The 15,243-nt window shown below is 53.7% G+C and carries 10 protein-coding genes; 3 read left to right on the forward strand and 7 right to left on the reverse strand.

The window, feature by feature from the left end:
• Positions 1 to 90: 90 nt before the first annotated feature.
• From JNUCC32_RS18995 to JNUCC32_RS19010, 4 genes are all read right to left on the reverse strand, one after another.
• Positions 91 to 1,086 carry a Gfo/Idh/MocA family protein gene (locus tag JNUCC32_RS18995; protein WP_096775217.1) on the reverse strand — a complete coding sequence of 332 codons (996 nt, stop codon included), beginning with the start codon at positions 1,084 to 1,086 and terminating at the stop codon, positions 91 to 93.
• 37 nt (positions 1,087 to 1,123) lie between these two features.
• Positions 1,124 to 1,450 carry an antibiotic biosynthesis monooxygenase family protein gene (locus JNUCC32_RS19000; protein ID WP_192569471.1) on the reverse strand — a complete coding sequence of 109 codons (327 nt, stop codon included), beginning with the start codon at positions 1,448 to 1,450 and terminating at the stop codon, positions 1,124 to 1,126.
• A gap of 163 nt (positions 1,451 to 1,613) precedes the next feature.
• Entirely contained in the window at positions 1,614 to 7,700 is a 6,087-nt protein-coding gene (locus tag JNUCC32_RS19005; protein ID WP_430623443.1) for a phosphodiester glycosidase family protein, read from the reverse strand.
• A 480-nt stretch (positions 7,701 to 8,180) separates the two neighbouring features.
• Entirely contained in the window at positions 8,181 to 9,221 is a 1,041-nt protein-coding gene (locus JNUCC32_RS19010) for a CapA family protein (RefSeq protein ID WP_192569473.1), read from the reverse strand.
• A 462-nt stretch (positions 9,222 to 9,683) separates the two neighbouring features.
• Here JNUCC32_RS19010 and JNUCC32_RS19015 point away from each other — a divergent pair, with 462 nt between their 5' ends.
• Genes JNUCC32_RS19015 through JNUCC32_RS19025 form a run of 3 tightly spaced genes read left to right on the forward strand, consistent with a single transcriptional unit; the run spans position 9,684 to position 11,330 of the window.
• Complete coding sequence (locus JNUCC32_RS19015) at positions 9,684 to 10,166, forward strand: chromate efflux transcriptional regulator ChrS (protein WP_090910668.1); 483 nt, start codon at positions 9,684 to 9,686, stop codon at positions 10,164 to 10,166.
• 52 nt (positions 10,167 to 10,218) lie between these two features.
• Positions 10,219 to 10,788: a chromate efflux transporter ChrB gene (locus JNUCC32_RS19020; protein ID WP_192572697.1), complete on the forward strand. Its 570-nt coding sequence runs from the start codon at positions 10,219 to 10,221 to the stop codon at positions 10,786 to 10,788.
• On the forward strand, positions 10,788 to 11,330 hold the full coding sequence (locus tag JNUCC32_RS19025; protein WP_192569474.1) for a chromate efflux transporter ChrA: 543 nt from the start codon (positions 10,788 to 10,790) through the stop codon (positions 11,328 to 11,330). Before JNUCC32_RS19020 ends, JNUCC32_RS19025 begins: the two co-directional genes overlap by 1 nt.
• A gap of 543 nt (positions 11,331 to 11,873) precedes the next feature.
• Here the strand turns inward: JNUCC32_RS19025 and JNUCC32_RS19030 are convergent.
• The 3 genes from JNUCC32_RS19030 to JNUCC32_RS19040 form a co-directional block, all read right to left on the reverse strand.
• Positions 11,874 to 12,233 (reverse strand): Rieske (2Fe-2S) protein, encoded by a 360-nt coding sequence (locus tag JNUCC32_RS19030; RefSeq protein ID WP_192569475.1) that lies wholly within the window; start codon positions 12,231 to 12,233, stop codon positions 11,874 to 11,876.
• A gap of 317 nt (positions 12,234 to 12,550) precedes the next feature.
• Positions 12,551 to 13,606, reverse strand: a complete 1,056-nt coding sequence (locus tag JNUCC32_RS19035; protein ID WP_192569476.1) for an amidohydrolase family protein — start codon at positions 13,604 to 13,606, stop codon at positions 12,551 to 12,553.
• A gap of 29 nt (positions 13,607 to 13,635) precedes the next feature.
• Positions 13,636 to 15,186, reverse strand: coding sequence for an ABC transporter substrate-binding protein (locus JNUCC32_RS19040; RefSeq protein WP_192569477.1), 1,551 nt, complete (start codon positions 15,184 to 15,186; stop codon positions 13,636 to 13,638).
• Positions 15,187 to 15,243: the final 57 nt, after the last annotated feature.

Consider the following 15,243-nt stretch of genomic DNA (forward strand, 5'->3'; position numbering starts at 1 on the left):
AAAGCCAATACGAGGCAAAGCCCGTATTGGCTGCTTCAAACCATTCTTTTATTTCGTATACTCAAGAAGCCCGATCATAAGCGTCACGGCTTAACCTTCCGAAGGATACTTCAATCCCCACTGCCCCCGGATATGATCCAGCAGCCTCATAATCGCAAGCGATTCGTCCAGCGTCATCACATCGCTCTCGAGCCGCCCTTCCAGCAGGCAGCGTCCCACTTCGTAAGCCTCGAAGCTATAACCCTTCTCTTGTCGGTCATCCGTCACAACCACCGGTTCCTCGCCATCGACATGAAGCGCAGCGGATGTCGCGTTCAAGAAGGACGGAATGTGGATATGCCCGTTGGTGCCATAAATATAAGCTTCATTCGTCAATCCCAGCCGGATCGCCCCGTTTAACGATGCTGTCTTGCCTGATTCATAGGATAGAATAACGGAGAACTGCTCATCTACGCCCGTCTCGCCGATATGCGCCGTACTCCAAATCTTCTCGGGCTCGGCTCCAAAGATCATGGCCGCAAACGACACCGGATAAATGCCCGCATCCAGCAGCGCGCCCCCGCCGAGCTCCAAATTCAGCAAACGGCCCTGCGGATTCCAGCCGCTCCGGAAACCGAAATCGGCCTTCACCAGCCGGACGTCGCCGATAAGACCGTCCTTCAGCCATTCGCGCACCTGCCGGATCGGCGGAAGGAAACGCGTCCACATGGCCTCCATCAGGAACAGCTTATGCTCCCGTGCTGCTGCGACTAACTCCTCCAGCTCATCCCCGTTGATCGTAAAGGGCTTTTCGCACAGAACGGATTTGCCTGCTTGGAGACACATCAGCGCATGGTCCCTGTGCATCGGATGCGGAGTCGCTATGTACACAACGTCGACATCAGGATCCGACACGAGCTCCTCGTAGCTGCCATACGCCCGCGGTATATCGTATTTCGACGCAAACTCGCCTGCACTGCTGGCCGTACGGGAACCGACCGCCAGAAACTGAGCATTGTCCACATACGCCAAATCGGCTGCAAACTGCTCCGCAATCCAGCCCGTCCCCATAATTCCCCATTTGACCTTGCCCGGATTCTGCACCATAAAACTCCTCCTCTTCCTCTCCATGATCTGGCCTTGCCTAAAGCTTATAGAAGCTGTCCCGCTCCACCTTGCAAATTCGCAAGCCAAAGCTTTCATACCACTCGTTCTTGCCCCGTTCCTGGGCTACCTGATGAGCCGCGTTCTCCTTCCATAAACGTATGGCCTCCAGGGAGTCCCAATACGAAACCGTGATCCCGAGACCCTCGTCCCGAGCGGATTCCACCCCGAGATAACCGGGCTGCTGCGAAGCGAGCTCCGCCATTTTATCGGACATCGCTCCGTAACCCCGGTCGCCCTCCGTTCGTTTGGACACAAAAATGCAGGCATAATAAGGCGGCTTCGGCGTATTCGCGTATTCCGTCATCCTCTTCCCCCTTTCCGGTTACTCGATAGGTGTAACTTCGGCTTACGTTCGTTCATTGACCTTGTATATCATTTTATCGGAACTTCCGCCATACTTTAACCTAAAAAAAGCCTCTCTCCTCTGCGAAGTTCTACAGTGGAGAGAGGCGATATTCGCCTAAGCTTTACTTCAGCTTATTCAACAGATTATGGATGACCTGCGCGCTTTCCGCACGCGTGGTCAAACCTTCCGGTGCAAAACGGCTCGGCGCATGGCCCTGAACAAATCCGAGGGCATGCGCGGTTTCTACCGCTTCGCGAACCCAGTCCGGAGACTCGGCGAGATCGGCAAATCCGCTTCCCGCGCTGATGTTCTCCTGCTGTTGTTTCATCGCGTGGGCATAAGCGCGCACCAGCATCGCCGCCATTTCCTGACGTTTGATCGGGGCGTCCGGTGCAAAACGGTCTTTGGCAGTTCCGTTCACGATGCCGGACTGGGCGGCCGCCGACACGGCCTCGGCGTACCATTTGCCTGAAGCTACATCGGCGAACGGCGCAGGTCCTTCTGCCTTAAGATCCAGCAGACGAACCAGCATCGCGGCAAACTCGGCCCGGGTCACTTGCTGAGCCGGTGCGAAGCGGTCTGCGCTAACGCCTTCGATGAGCTGCTTCGCGGCCAAATCGCCGATCACCTCCGCAGCCCAGAACGAGGCTGGCACATCCGCAAAGGTTTTCGCGTAATCCAGCAAACCGTAAGCACTGAAATGGCGGATTCCTGCGGCCATGCGGCCGTCTTTATTCACACCGCCGATATACTCCAGCTCTCCGCTGCCCGATACATAGTACATGGAGATTCTTTTGCCACTAGCATCTGAAGATAAAGGCAGTTCTAGCATAATTGGATGATCGAATTCGGTTAAGCTGTAGACTTTGCCATCCGCTGTCGTCAGTTTAAGCTCGAACTCCAGCATGGCTCCGGCTGCTGTCAGCTTAGCGCCGGAGACGCGGGCAGCTTGCGCGATCCGCTGCTTCATCTCGGCCTCCGTTAATGTGGCGGCACTCAGTTTTATCGTGCCCTTCTCAAGCTGGCCGGCATCTGCAAGGCCGCCAAGCTCGCGAAGCACTTCGGCCGGGATCGTTAGGGACAAATTCTTCGCTTCAAGGTGGATCGAACCATCCTTGAGGATGTCTGCTGCTTTCCCTGGCAGCGTGATATCCGTAAAGTTTCCATCCACCGACAAGGTCACTTGTCCGTTCGACAGTTTAGCTGCAAGCTCGCTGGCCGATAAGGTGATGCTGCCTGATGACGGCGGTGTCACGGGCGGCGTTACTGGAGGCGTTACCGGTGGTGTTACCGGCGGCTGCACAGGCGGGTCTACCGGCGGCTCCGGCCCCGGATCGGGATTCCCTCCACCACGTGTGATCACCTTCAAATCATATTCCGACTTGAACCCTTCATAGGTTGCCGAAATGACGGTCGCCCCTGCTGCCAAAGCCCGTACCGAGCCCTGTTCATCAATGGAAGCTACGTCCGGCTTACTGCTCGCATAGGTGATGCCTTCGATTAAACGGATACGGCTGCCGTCGGTATATACCGCCTCTGTTACCGTCTGGTCGGCATCCCCAACCTTCAGCTCGGATTTGCCGCTTAAGAGGATCGATTCGATGCTGCCGTTCGGAATTCGGTCCACCGTAATCTTCACGTCTGCATAGACGTCCGGTGCAACCGTGCTGGTCGCTCTTACCACCGCGCTGCCCAGACCTTGAGCCGTCACGATGCCGTCTGCGGATACGCTGACGACGTCATTCGACGGTTCGGAATGGTATACGGACCACACAACGGTTCGTTCCGCACCGCTCGGCTTCACATCAGCCAGTAACTTTTGACTCTCGCCTACAGCTAGCGTCAGCTGGTTTGGAGTTACTTCAATCCGCTGCGGATCCGGCTTCGTATCCGATTTCGTCAGCGTAAACTCGTCCACGACGCGTCCGCCAACCGTTTTGGTTACGAAATGAAGCTCGTCTCCCTTCACTTCCACGGAGGCATACATTTGAGTCTTCTCTTCGTCGACCACCTCATGCCAGCCCCGCTCCGTGTGGGAGTAGAATTTAGGGCCTGACGATCCCGCCACGACGTAGGTCGTGCCCTTCCCGTCCGCGGCAATCTGGTTGTTCATCATCGGGTAGGAACGAATATAAATATGATCATGTCCGTTTAACACGAGATCCACGCCGAATTCCTCCAGCACCGGCGCCCACAGGCTCCGTACCTCGGCGGAATCGTAAATGCTGCCGTAAGGCCCGCGATGGAACATCGCGACGGTCCATTTCTTATCATTATTAGCCAGATCCTGCTGAAGCCACTTCTTCTGATCCTCCAGCTGATACTCGCTGTTCAGCATAATGAAATGAACGTCCTTGTAATCAAAAGAGAAGTTGGTTCCCTTCAGGCTGTCCAAGCCATTGCCCGGCTGGTTAAAGTGAGCCAGGAAGTCTCCGTTTTTCTTATTCCCCATCACTTCATGGTTGCCGATGGCCGACACTAACGTCGTATTCAGGAAATGCTTCTGGGCTTCATCAAACCAATAGTTCCACTGCTCCTCCAGGAAGCCTTTGTCCACCATATCCCCGGCATGGACCATGAATTCGGCGTCCGGATGCTCTGCTGCGGCCTTGTCGATCGTATTCCCCCACAGCTCAAACTCTTTGGCGGTGGATGCCTGGGAATCCGCAAAATACAGGAATTTCGTTGTGTCTCCCGCGAGCTCCGTTGTTTTAAACGAGCCTTGGGCACTGTAATGGCCTTGGCCGTCACCCACACGGTACACATATTCTGTGCCTGGCTCAAGGCCGGACGCCGTCGCTTTGTGGACGCGGACCGTCCCGAGATCCAAAGTATGGTACAGATCGCTGGCACCATTGAACTTCTGGACGTTCGGCGCATCGAAATCCGTGAATTCGGACCGCTTGGCCAGTTCCACGACGGTCCCATCCGTCGCCGGGCCCGTGTGCCAGTTCAACATTCGCGACGTGGTCGGATCTTCGGCCATGCCCACGCTGATGTTGAACGGAGTAGGACTTCCAGCCAGCGGCGAAACCTTAAATTCCAAGGCCGGACTATATTGATTGTTCTTCACGGCCTGCACGGTATACGTCTTGACCTGGGACGTTAGCGCCGCAGTCTTGAGGATACCCGCCGTATCCGTTGTGCCCACCGCTGCCGCGTCAGCCATGATCTGCACGCCTTCCACAGGCTGACCTTGGGCATCGGTCACTTCGAACACCGTTTCGTATCCCTCTACGATTCCATCCTCATTCCAGCTCAGCGCATAATGCGTTGCGATCTGCGATTCGATCGGGAGACCGTAGAACGAAAACTCGGTATTGCCCGTATCGGTGAAGGATACCGCCCCGGACGTGAGCGCTATAATGCTGCTGCCGGTTGCGTTCTTTTTCACGTCGTACCGGATTTGGCCGATCCAATCCGTATCCTGCAGGGATGCGGTATGGATGTCCTTCCAGGTGACCCTCACCTTTCCTGTCGTAGCGTCAATGCTCGCGCTAACCTGGGATGGGCTCAGCTTGTTCCCCGGTATGAGCTCCAGATTCTCCACTTTGGCAGGATCGAATTGGAAATCGACATGACCACTGCGAATTTGGGATGTCTTCACACCGCCGATATCCAGCGTGTAACTGCCGCCAACATAGATCGTTTCCGGCGTATCGTACACCACCTTGGCTGAACCGGTATTTACGGTGAAATTCCATTCCTCGGTTCTTTGGTTGCCCGACAGATCGCGGACGGTGACTTTTGCTTGATGAACGCCATCGGCGAGCGGAACGCTCGGCGTGTAATGGATTCTTCCTTCCGGCGGATACAGGGTATGCTGCACCAGACTTCCATCCAGATAGAATCGGATTTTGTCCGGATCGATCAGCGTCGTTCCCGGGTGTGCGACAGGATCATAGCCTGCATCCTCGGCATACACGGTAATGGTCGGCGTGTTCTCTGTAATCTCCGCACCGTCGGCCGGCGAGAATTTTTTCAGAACCGGCGGATCGATATCATCATTGGCCGGACCGTACAATGCGCGAATTTCGTCCACGTAGATGGCTCCGGCGTCTTTTTTCTCGTTATTTGTTTCCATATATCGTACAGGTGCGTCCATCACCAGCGGAAGGGTTCTTCCTTTGGGCACGGTCGCTTCGAGATACTTCCAACCTTTGAAATCAACGCCGACCGTCTGATCGGTAAAATCGAGCCCGATTGCACCTTTACTGTCACGAATTTGGGCACGAAGCCAGTGTGTGTTGCCATCCCCGTACACCCACATGCTGATCTTCTCGGGATAGCCAGGGATTTCGATATAGTCCGCGGTACCTGTCGTCTCCAGATAAGCGCCGGAGGTGCCTGTCGTTCCGGTAAAATCATACTCCAGCTTCAAGGCGCCATTCCCGGAACGAATATAGGTCTCATCGGTTTCAATGGATACCTGGGTCGACTTGAACCGCGCACCTGCGCTTGGTTTATAGCGGCTAAGGCCATTCTCGAAATCCTCGAGCATGACCGGCGGAAGACCGACGTTCACTTCGATTGAGGTCTCGATTTGGCCGTACTTCACGAAGATTTTGCCGCTGACGTCCTGTTTGTCCGTGGCGGTAAACGTCCCGTTGCCGTCAATCGTCCCGATATCGCCTTCGGTACGCCACTCCATACGACTATTGTCGGCCTGTACCACTTGACCATTGCGAAGCGCCGTGACCTTGAGCGTCTCGGTCGAGCCGGAGGAGAAGGTCTTCACGGCGTCGGAGAACTTGAGCTCAGTCAGCTCATCGACGACTTCCAATGCGGCTTTACCCGTCAGATTACCGGATTGTACGGATACCTCGGTCAATCCAGGTTGGTTGCCTGCCTTAAACGTCCCGCTGGCGTCGATTGCCCCAAAGGCTGGATCAACGCTCCAAGCCGCGGCCTCCGTCATTTTCGCCGGATGCAGATTCTGATCCACGGCTGCCGTTTTGAAGGTAGCGGATGAACCGGTCAGCACTCTTTCCAGCGTCGGTGCAACGACAAGTTTATTCGCCGCTCCTTCAGGCGCTTTGTTCACCAGCAAAATGCCGTTGGCCGTTTTGCGTTCCCCGCCGTCCGACGGCGAGTTAAGCACCTTGCGCTCCGTTTCTCCCGGCAAGCGGGCAACGAAGGTAGCCGAACCGCCTCCATCCAGGTTCAGAGCGTTAACCACGCCAAGCTCCTGCAACATTTCGCCAAGCTCAATGTAGTTAAGCCCTTCACTGAACCCCGGCTGGCGGCCATCAACCTCGAACAGCACAACGGAGCCGTCCGCTTTGGTTCCCACTACCGTTCTCGGGTGTACAGCCGGATCGGTATGCTGCTGCACGACGCCATCCTTGACCAGCATCACGGTGCCGCCAATCGCCATCGTGACATCCTGCCACTCGTTATCCAGCTGAAAACTTGCCGACACTTCATCTCCTGCCTTCAGCCCGGCAAGCTTGCTCCGCTGCGCGCCCGAAGCGGACAAAACCACTTGACCTTGGCCGATCGGCGAATTCCCCTGATCCTTAACAACCGAGACCACCTTCATCGTCAAGGTCTCTCCACTGGCGACCCTGCCGCTCACGATATCCAGAATCACTTCGTCTCCCAGATTATTGGTCATCGTGGTAGCATTGAATTTCTCGGTATAAAGAACAAGTGCGTCCGTCCCTCTTATGCGGTTGATAGAGGACAGGCTGCTGACCGTTCCGCCTATCGTCACGTTTTTCGTTAATTTCGGACTGCCGTAAAGGCTCGTTCCGGCCTGTTTAATGCCAAAGGCGTTCCGGCCGCTGGGCGGATCCGTCAACAGCTCCCCGTCCCCCATGAACAATCCGAGCGGAATTCCGGTGGACATATCGTAGAAATCTCCGTTCACCGCCGCGATGACGCGATTGCCTGCCTTATCGGCATCCGACGCCATTTTGCTGACTCCCTGCATGCCGTATACCTTGCCATCGGTGAGACCCGGCTGAAGCTCCAGATTTCCTTGCGATGGATCAAATTCCACCATATGGACCTTCTGCTCGCCGCTGCCTTTTTGCATATTCGCCCACGTGTATGTAGCCCCCGGCCCGATCTCCGTCTGCCGCATATCAATGACCGATGCAGCGGCGGCGGCTGTGCCGGCAGCAGCTTGTCCTGCGGGAAACAGCAGCGATAGAAACATCACACCGCTGAGCAGCGATGATATTCTCTTTTTGCTCCTTAACATGTACATGAATTCCTCCTTCTCTATGCTTGGACTCTGGTTCCTCTCGGTTGTAAGTCCGCTCATGAACGAAAGACCTACTCGGGAGTATAGCGCTCGCTTGTTAATTCCACCTCCAATCTGTGTTAAGACGAGGTTAACTCTGCCGGTACCGGCTTTACATTCAGTCATTAGCTGGAAGGGCTGCAAAAAAGTATGCTGCCGATTCGTATTTACCGCTTCCGACGAACGAAAATAACCCGTCTTCTTCCCTTCATCATATTGAAATTTTATTTTAAATTACAATACATTTTGTAAAATTTTATTTTATTTTTTCGGCAGGAATTTCCGGATGGGTGGCGTAAGCACAGCTTTTGTCGGAATGCGGGGAATGAAAACAAACGCCTAGCCGCCAGCTTCCGACTTGTTTTTACGGCGAGCTTCCAAAAAGCGCACAAAAAAACAACCGCAGCTTACAGCCGCAGTTGTCTTTGAGATTCCCTGTTATTTTTTGGTGACGTTGCCGTTGGCATCAATTTTTGCATTGTAGGAGAGTTTGTTCAGTTTCGCGATGATCTCTTTGTTGTACTTCTTGTCCATCAGATTCGGCTGGCCCTGAAGTATCTTCACCGGCGTAATCCGGCTCGTGATCTTGGAGCCCTGAATCTCAACATGCACCATCATCGACAGCAAGGTTTTGTCCCCGCCCCGGGTGGAGCGGTTGAACACGAAGTTGCCGAGCGAATAATAAATCGGCTTGTTCTTGTAATATTCGATGCCCATCAACGTATGGCTGTGCGATCCGATTATGATGTCGGCTCCGGCGTCAATCATCTTCTTCGCCATCGTGCGCGCATATTCTTCCGGATAGTCGGCGAATTCCTGGTTCCAATGGATGTATACGATCGTATAATCGTTGGTTTTGGCCGACTTCTTAATATGGGTCAGCATCGGCTCCATCGTGTAGGCGGAGGCAGCACCCGGGTGATTCTTGCCCGCAATCCAGGAATTGTCCGACAGCACCCGGCTGACGCCCAGCACCGCGACTTTTTTCCCGTTAATGTTCTGCACGTAAGGCTTGAAGGCCTCGTCTATATTTCGCCCGGCACCCGTATACCCGATCTTCTGGCGTTTCAGATGCGTGATCGTGTCCAGCATGGCTTGCTGGCCATAGTCCAGGATGTGGTTGTTCGCCAGCGTGACCCCGTCGATTCCCGCGTATACCAGGCCCTTGAGCGTGTCCGGCTTCGAACGGAAAGCAAAGGTTTTATCCGCAGCCTTGCCGCGAATGGAGACCGGCGTCTCCAGGTTGGCAAACGCCATATCCGCCTTTTTCAAGATGGGGGCTACCTTCTTAAAAGGATATAGGTTACCGAATCTATCAATCTGGTTCCCCACGTATCCGTCTAACAGAATGTCACCTGCAAAAACAAGATTTATCGGTTTGTTCTTCGACTTGGCTTGAGTGGTTGTGCCCGCCGCCGAGACGATGCTCGCCGGGATCAGCATAACGATAACCAGAATGAGGCAAAATAATTTCTTCATATCCATGCCGCCTTTCCAAATGAAAATCCTGAGAAGCTAGTTATTCACCTCGTTTATCCTATCATAAATTGATATAAAAGGGTAATTATATAAAAGGAACCATTTAATAGAATTGTGAAATGGATTCTAACCAGTAGCCCTTTCAGCACTACGCATGCGGATTATTCCTCCGATCCCTGTTGCCCCCAGATTATTTTCCAACTTTCGCTTCTCCGGAATCATTCCGCCTTCTCCATTGAGGCATGTCAACATCCAAATCATTCAAATCTATCTTTTTCTATCCATAGTCTTAGACTTGAAATGCGGAGAAAAAGTTTCAAATTATGCAAATCATATTGAAAACAATGTAAAGAACTTATATATTTAAACGTATCGTAAGTGTAACTTTAATTTTAATTACGTTTTGTAATATCCACACGCGGTTAGTCTTACATATAAGTAAAACTAAAGGAGCTGCATTCCATGAATATTCACGCTGCCGGCGAGAACTCATCTCCCATGATTGATGATACGGACCGCAAAATCATTGCGATTCTTGGCAAGAACGGGCGAATCTCGTACACGGATTTGGCCAAGGAGATCGGTTTGTCCCGCGTGGCCGCGCAGGCCAGGGTCAATGCCCTGGTCGATGACGGCGTCATTGAGCGCTTCGCGGCCGTCATTAATCCGGAGAAAGTGGGGATTTCGGTGTCCGCTTTTTTCAATGTGGAGGTTGAGCCCAAATATTTGCAGCAAGTGGCGGACACACTGGAGAACGAGCCATATGTGACCAGCCTGTATCATATGACCGGTCCCAGCAAACTGCATATGCACGGCTTGTTTGCCGATCATAAGGAAATGGAAATGTTTCTAAACGAGAAGCTTTACCCGCTTCCGGGCATAACCAGCGTGGACACGCAGATCTTAATCAAGCGCTATAAAAGCCGAATGGGCATCAGACTCTGATTTTCGACAGAAAGGACTCCTACCCTTGGATGATAAAAACAGCAATCCATACATGGAATTAACGTTCGGCATGTTCCGAACCGGCATACTCGGTTATGGCGGTGGTCCCTCCGTCATTCCGCTGATCCGGCATGAGGCCGTCGTTCGTTACGGCTGGCTCAGCGACGATGAATTCGGAGAGGTGCTGGCTCTGGCCAATGCGCTCCCGGGTCCGATCGCCACGAAGATGGCCGCCTATCTCGGTTACCGGGAAAAAGGGGTGCTAGGCGCGGTGGTCGCGGTTCTTGCGCATATCCTCCCGACCTGCATTGCGATGATCGCGCTGCTGTCGGCGGTGACGTTCCTCAGCAGCTCCAAAGTCGTGGCAGGCATGATTGCCGGCGTTACGCCGGTTATTGCGGTCATGCTAGGCACGATGGCTTACGAATTCGGCGAGAAGGCCGTAAAGGGACTTGGCATTTACGCCGGGATCGGATTTTTTGTGGTGTCGTTTCTCCTGCTGGAAAGCCTCCAGATCCATCCGGCCATCGTCATTATGCTGTTCCTTGCCTATGGCACCGTGCATTTTAGAACCGTAGCCAAACTCAAAAAACAAAGACGGGATAAGGAGGGGTCCGCCTGATGGAAGAATGGCTTCAGCTGCTGATCAGCTTTTTTGTCTCCAACGTGCTCGGATATGGCGGCGGTCCTGCTTCGATCCCGCTCATGTATAAGGAAATCGTCACGAATCACGGCTGGCTGACCGACCCGGAATTCTCCAACATGCTTGCGCTTGGCAACGCGCTTCCCGGGCCGATCGCCACCAAAATCGCCGCTTTTGTCGGGTACGGCGTATCCGGCTGGATGGGCATGACCCTCGCCCTCGCGGCGACGGTCATCCCTTCCGCGGCAGCGCTCATCTGGCTGCTGAATCTGCTGCAAAAATACCGCACGTCGCCGGTGGTCAAAGGCATGACCCTGCTGGTTCAGCCGGTCATCGCGATCATGATGCTGACCCTGACCTGGCAGATCGGCAAAAGCTCGGTCATCTCCATCGGCCTCCTGCAATCCCTCGGCATCGCCGCCGTCGCCTTCTGGGCCATGAACATCCGCAAGATCCACCCGGCCTTGGTGATCCTGGCCGCGTTCGCTTACGGGGGGTTGGTATTGTCGCAGGTGGTGTGAGGGGATTATAGTAGAAAACAGTATACCTGCCGGAAATATCGGCATGACTAAAAGAGCGAGTTTGAGGGGCGCGTGCCCCTCAATTCTCGCTCTTATTTCAATCGAGAGCCATCCAAGCCGTTACCGGACTACGCACCGCACCTATGCCCCCGCTTAGACGAACAGTGCAGTGAGCAGCAATTCACTGTGGACCGGACGTCCAAAAATATGATCGCCATATCATTCCATATGTCCCGAAGTCCTCTTGCTCTATGGTCGTGAGGGCTTTCGGCTTTCTTACGGACTCAGAATACCTTATTTCGTACAAAATAGCCCTTTTGGTATCTTTAGCGGACATAGAGGACCTTATTTGCTGTTTTTATTGGTGTTGGCATCCATAATTCGCACATTAGCGGATCTGGAGTCCGATACATTGTAAAAAATCGAGTTTTGATCTTAAATAACGGATCTAGGGTCCGTTAAAAGCTGACACAAGTAACTTGAGTTCCCATAGCTAGTAATGATACCAGAAGCCCCAATAATCACATTCCTTCAATTCCCCGCCTATTTCCTCCACATCACCACCCCGATCTTGCCCTCTTGGACCTCCACCTTATACTTCTTCACCCGGATGCGGTCGCTAAACAGCGACTTGCCGGTCTGCAGGTCGAACTCCCACCCATGCCAGGGACAGCGGACAATTTCGCCTGCCCGGCCGTATTCGTAGTCGTATACCTCCGAAGGAAGCGTCGTACCGGAGACCAGTCCTGCGCAGATTGGCGCCCCCTGATGCGGGCAGTAGTTCAGAATCGCATGATACTCGCCGTTGACCCGATAGATGCCGATTTCGCGTCCCTCTATGTTCACGACCGCGTGCCCGCCCTCCGGAACGTCCTCCTCCGCCAGCACGTAATGTACCGCCATACATGCCACCTCCTTGCCTATGCGCCCAGCTTTGTAGGGTTTGGCTTTGAGTTTGGTTCAACTTGGGTCCAACCTTGTTTTTGCCTTTGTTTTCGACCTTCTTCTTTCGCCTTTGATTTCGACTTTCTTTCAACTTTGCCATTGGTTCGTCTTTCGTTTGTCTTTGGTTTGTCTTTGGTTTGACTTTGGTTTGCCCATAGCCCCAGCTTCAATTATTCATGCTAGGTTCATACGGATACCGTTCATCCATTCATCCATTCATCCATTCATCCATTCATCCGTTCGTCCATTTATCCATCATCCATTCATCCAATCCTTCAATCCAGCCGGTACAGCTGTTTCGCATTCTCATAAAAGATCTTCCGCCGCGCTTCCGGCTTCAGGCCCCGCAGGATATGGCCCGGCGAGTCGAAGTCCCAATGCGGGTAATCGCTGGAATAGAGCAGCATGTTCTCGGCATCGATCATATTGAAGAGATCGATGAGATGCTGCGGATTATCCGGCTCCTCAATCGGCTGCGTCGATAAGTAGCAGTGATCCCGGATGTACTCGCTCGGCATTCTCGTCAGCCAGGGCACGGTTGCGCGCAGAGCCTTGTAATTTTTGTCCAGCCGCCACATCAGGCCCGGCAGCCAGGCTACTCCGCCTTCAACCAGAACGACCTTGAGGCTCGGATACTTCACGAACACGCCCTCGCAGACCATGCTCACCAGATGCGCCATGAACATCTGGGAGAGGCAGGTGTGCCATTCGATGTAGCGGGTCGGGTAGCCGGCCGCGGTGGGAGCCGTCGAGCTCCCGCCGCCTTCCGCTCCCGGATGGATCCCGACCGGTAGGCCGTTACGCGCCGCCGCTTCGTAGATCGGGTGATAGTGGCGCTGTCCCAGCGGCGACCTCGCCGCACTGGAGATCATCACCTCTACGATATCCGGATGGCCGCCGATCCTATCGATCTCGCGTGCCGCCAGCAGCGGGTCCTGGGTAGCTACCGCCATGGCTCCCTTAAAAGCTTTATGCTTGCCAAGCCACTCGGCGATCAGATAATCGTTATAAGCCGAGCATATCGCCGCTGCATAATCCGGATCATGCGTGGAGGAGATGTTATAGACGACTCCCGTCAATACGGCATAGTCCAGATTGTAGCCTTCGATCAGCTGCTTGATCATATAATCGGGATCGGAGCCGGCCTTGCCTCCCCCCGGAGGGATCGAGTCTTTTTTCATCACGCCGATCGGCGAGTAATACCCTGAGCCTGCATACCCGATGCCGGATGCCGCTACCCGGGTGCGCCAAGGCTCCTGCAGATATGGCAGCAGCGCCCTGTCGTCCTGCTCGTTATGAACGTCGACATCGATGATTTTGGTATCGTCCATTGCCTGATTCCCCCCATCTCCATTAAGAATTACTTGCCGCCGTATGTGCGCGTATATGCGGTGTTATACATGGCAAGGAGTTCGTCGGAGCCGAGTTTCTTCGCTTGGTCGATGAATTGCTGATACGTGGAATCGTTGATCGGCGTTTTGCCGGTTACAAACTCCGTTACCTTCTGTTCAAGGAATTTATTCAGATTGTTCAGCTTCGATTTCTCGAGCTCCAGCTCCTCTTCCGTCTTGACGATCTGCTTCGGTGCAGGGACGATATACTGCTCATACCTTGCATTGATATCCTTGCTCTTCTCGCTTAACCCGCGCTCCCACACTTCCCGCGACTTGGCGTTATTCAGCGTGATCAGGTCATACCATACGCCCCAATCCTTGCGCAGCGCATTAAACGGAGATTCGCCGAACTCCTTGTTATATACCGCTTTGCCGTCCTCCATCGTATACGTTTTGCCTTCGATGCCTAATGACAGATAATTCGTTCCCTCTTCGCTCACCAAATAATCGAGGAATTGGACGGCGCGCTCCTTATCCTTCACTTTGGCCGATATCGCTCGGCCGACGGTGCCAACGACCGGACGGGAGAACTGATAGTTCTTGATCCCTTCGGCAGCAAAGGATGGAATTGCGTCCAGCTCATATTCCGCCGTGCCGGCCCCCCTCGCCTTGGCAACCAAGGATTCAAGATCGGCCTTCCAGAAAAACGTCACCAAGGATTTACCCGTCAGGATGCGCTCCTCCCACTGCGCTTGCGTCAGCAGCGAGAATTCCGGATCCAGCAATTTTTCCGCATACAGCTTATTCAGGTACACCAGCATATCCTGATAATTCTCATGATACGGCGCGAATGCGTATTGATCCTTGGTTGGATCCAGGTTGTAAAAACCGCTGATGCCGGTAAAGATACGCCCGAAGGTCGTATACAGCCCCGTGTCGCCTACGATCGCGTTCGATATGAGCGGGTAGGAGTCCGGCACCTTTTCTTTCAACGTTTTCAGATATTGATAAAATTCATCCACGGTGGTCGGCGCCTGTATCCCGTGCTGATCCATAATGTCCTTGCGGGCATACCAGATAAAGTTAAAGCCCTTGCCTTCCGCATCCCCTTCCAGGACAGGTACGGTATACAAGCCTCCGTCCGTGCCCGTTGCCAGCGCCTTGGCTTCAGGATATTTCTCGTAAAAGGCTTTCAGATTCGGAGCCCGATCCAAATAATCATGGAGGTTCAGGAACACCTTCTCTGGCCCATGCTCCCGGCCGTCCTGCGTCGGCACCTGGATAAAATCGGTAGCGGTATTCGTGGCAATCATGATCTGCCTTTTCTCCTCAAGCCCTTCCTGGCTGACGATCTGGAACTTCACTTTGACGCCCGTCTTGGCCTCGATCTCTTTCAAAATCTCCCAGTCATCCCGAACCTTGCCCTCCACCCGGTCGTATACGAGCCATGAAAAAGTAACCGGTTTGTCAGGGCTTAACGTCCCCGAATCGTCCTTGCCCCCGCCGGTGCAGCCCGTAACCAGCATCGCGCAGAGCAGGATCATGGCAAGCGCCGTTCTGAACCCCTTTTGCCGCATTCCATAACCTCCTTTTTTTATCATCACATCGTATAGAAATGGATTCCCGTTAAATCC

This window comes from Paenibacillus sp. JNUCC32, from assembly GCF_014863545.1.
In the GTDB taxonomy this organism is placed as follows: Bacteria; Bacillota; Bacilli; order Paenibacillales; family Paenibacillaceae; genus Paenibacillus_AQ; species Paenibacillus_AQ lautus_A.

What these genes read in the sequence shown, in the direction of transcription:
- JNUCC32_RS19000 (WP_192569471.1), bottom strand. Translation starts at nt 1,450, where the DNA reads ATGACGGAATACGCGAATACGCCGAAGCCGCCTTATTATGCCTGCATT.
- JNUCC32_RS19035 (WP_192569476.1), bottom strand. Translation starts at nt 13,606, where the DNA reads ATGGACGATACCAAAATCATCGATGTCGACGTTCATAACGAGCAGGAC.
- JNUCC32_RS18995 (WP_096775217.1), bottom strand. Translation starts at nt 1,086, where the DNA reads ATGGTGCAGAATCCGGGCAAGGTCAAATGGGGAATTATGGGGACGGGC.
- JNUCC32_RS19015 (WP_090910668.1), top strand. Translation starts at nt 9,684, where the DNA reads ATGAATATTCACGCTGCCGGCGAGAACTCATCTCCCATGATTGATGAT.
- JNUCC32_RS19025 (WP_192569474.1), top strand. Translation starts at nt 10,788, where the DNA reads ATGGAAGAATGGCTTCAGCTGCTGATCAGCTTTTTTGTCTCCAACGTG.
- JNUCC32_RS19020 (WP_192572697.1), top strand. Translation starts at nt 10,219, where the DNA reads ATGGAATTAACGTTCGGCATGTTCCGAACCGGCATACTCGGTTATGGC.
- JNUCC32_RS19010 (WP_192569473.1), bottom strand. Translation starts at nt 9,221, where the DNA reads ATGAAGAAATTATTTTGCCTCATTCTGGTTATCGTTATGCTGATCCCG.
- JNUCC32_RS19040 (WP_192569477.1), bottom strand. Translation starts at nt 15,186, where the DNA reads ATGCGGCAAAAGGGGTTCAGAACGGCGCTTGCCATGATCCTGCTCTGC.
- JNUCC32_RS19005 (WP_430623443.1), bottom strand. Translation starts at nt 7,700, where the DNA reads ATGTTAAGGAGCAAAAAGAGAATATCATCGCTGCTCAGCGGTGTGATG.
- JNUCC32_RS19030 (WP_192569475.1), bottom strand. Translation starts at nt 12,233, where the DNA reads ATGGCGGTACATTACGTGCTGGCGGAGGAGGACGTTCCGGAGGGCGGG.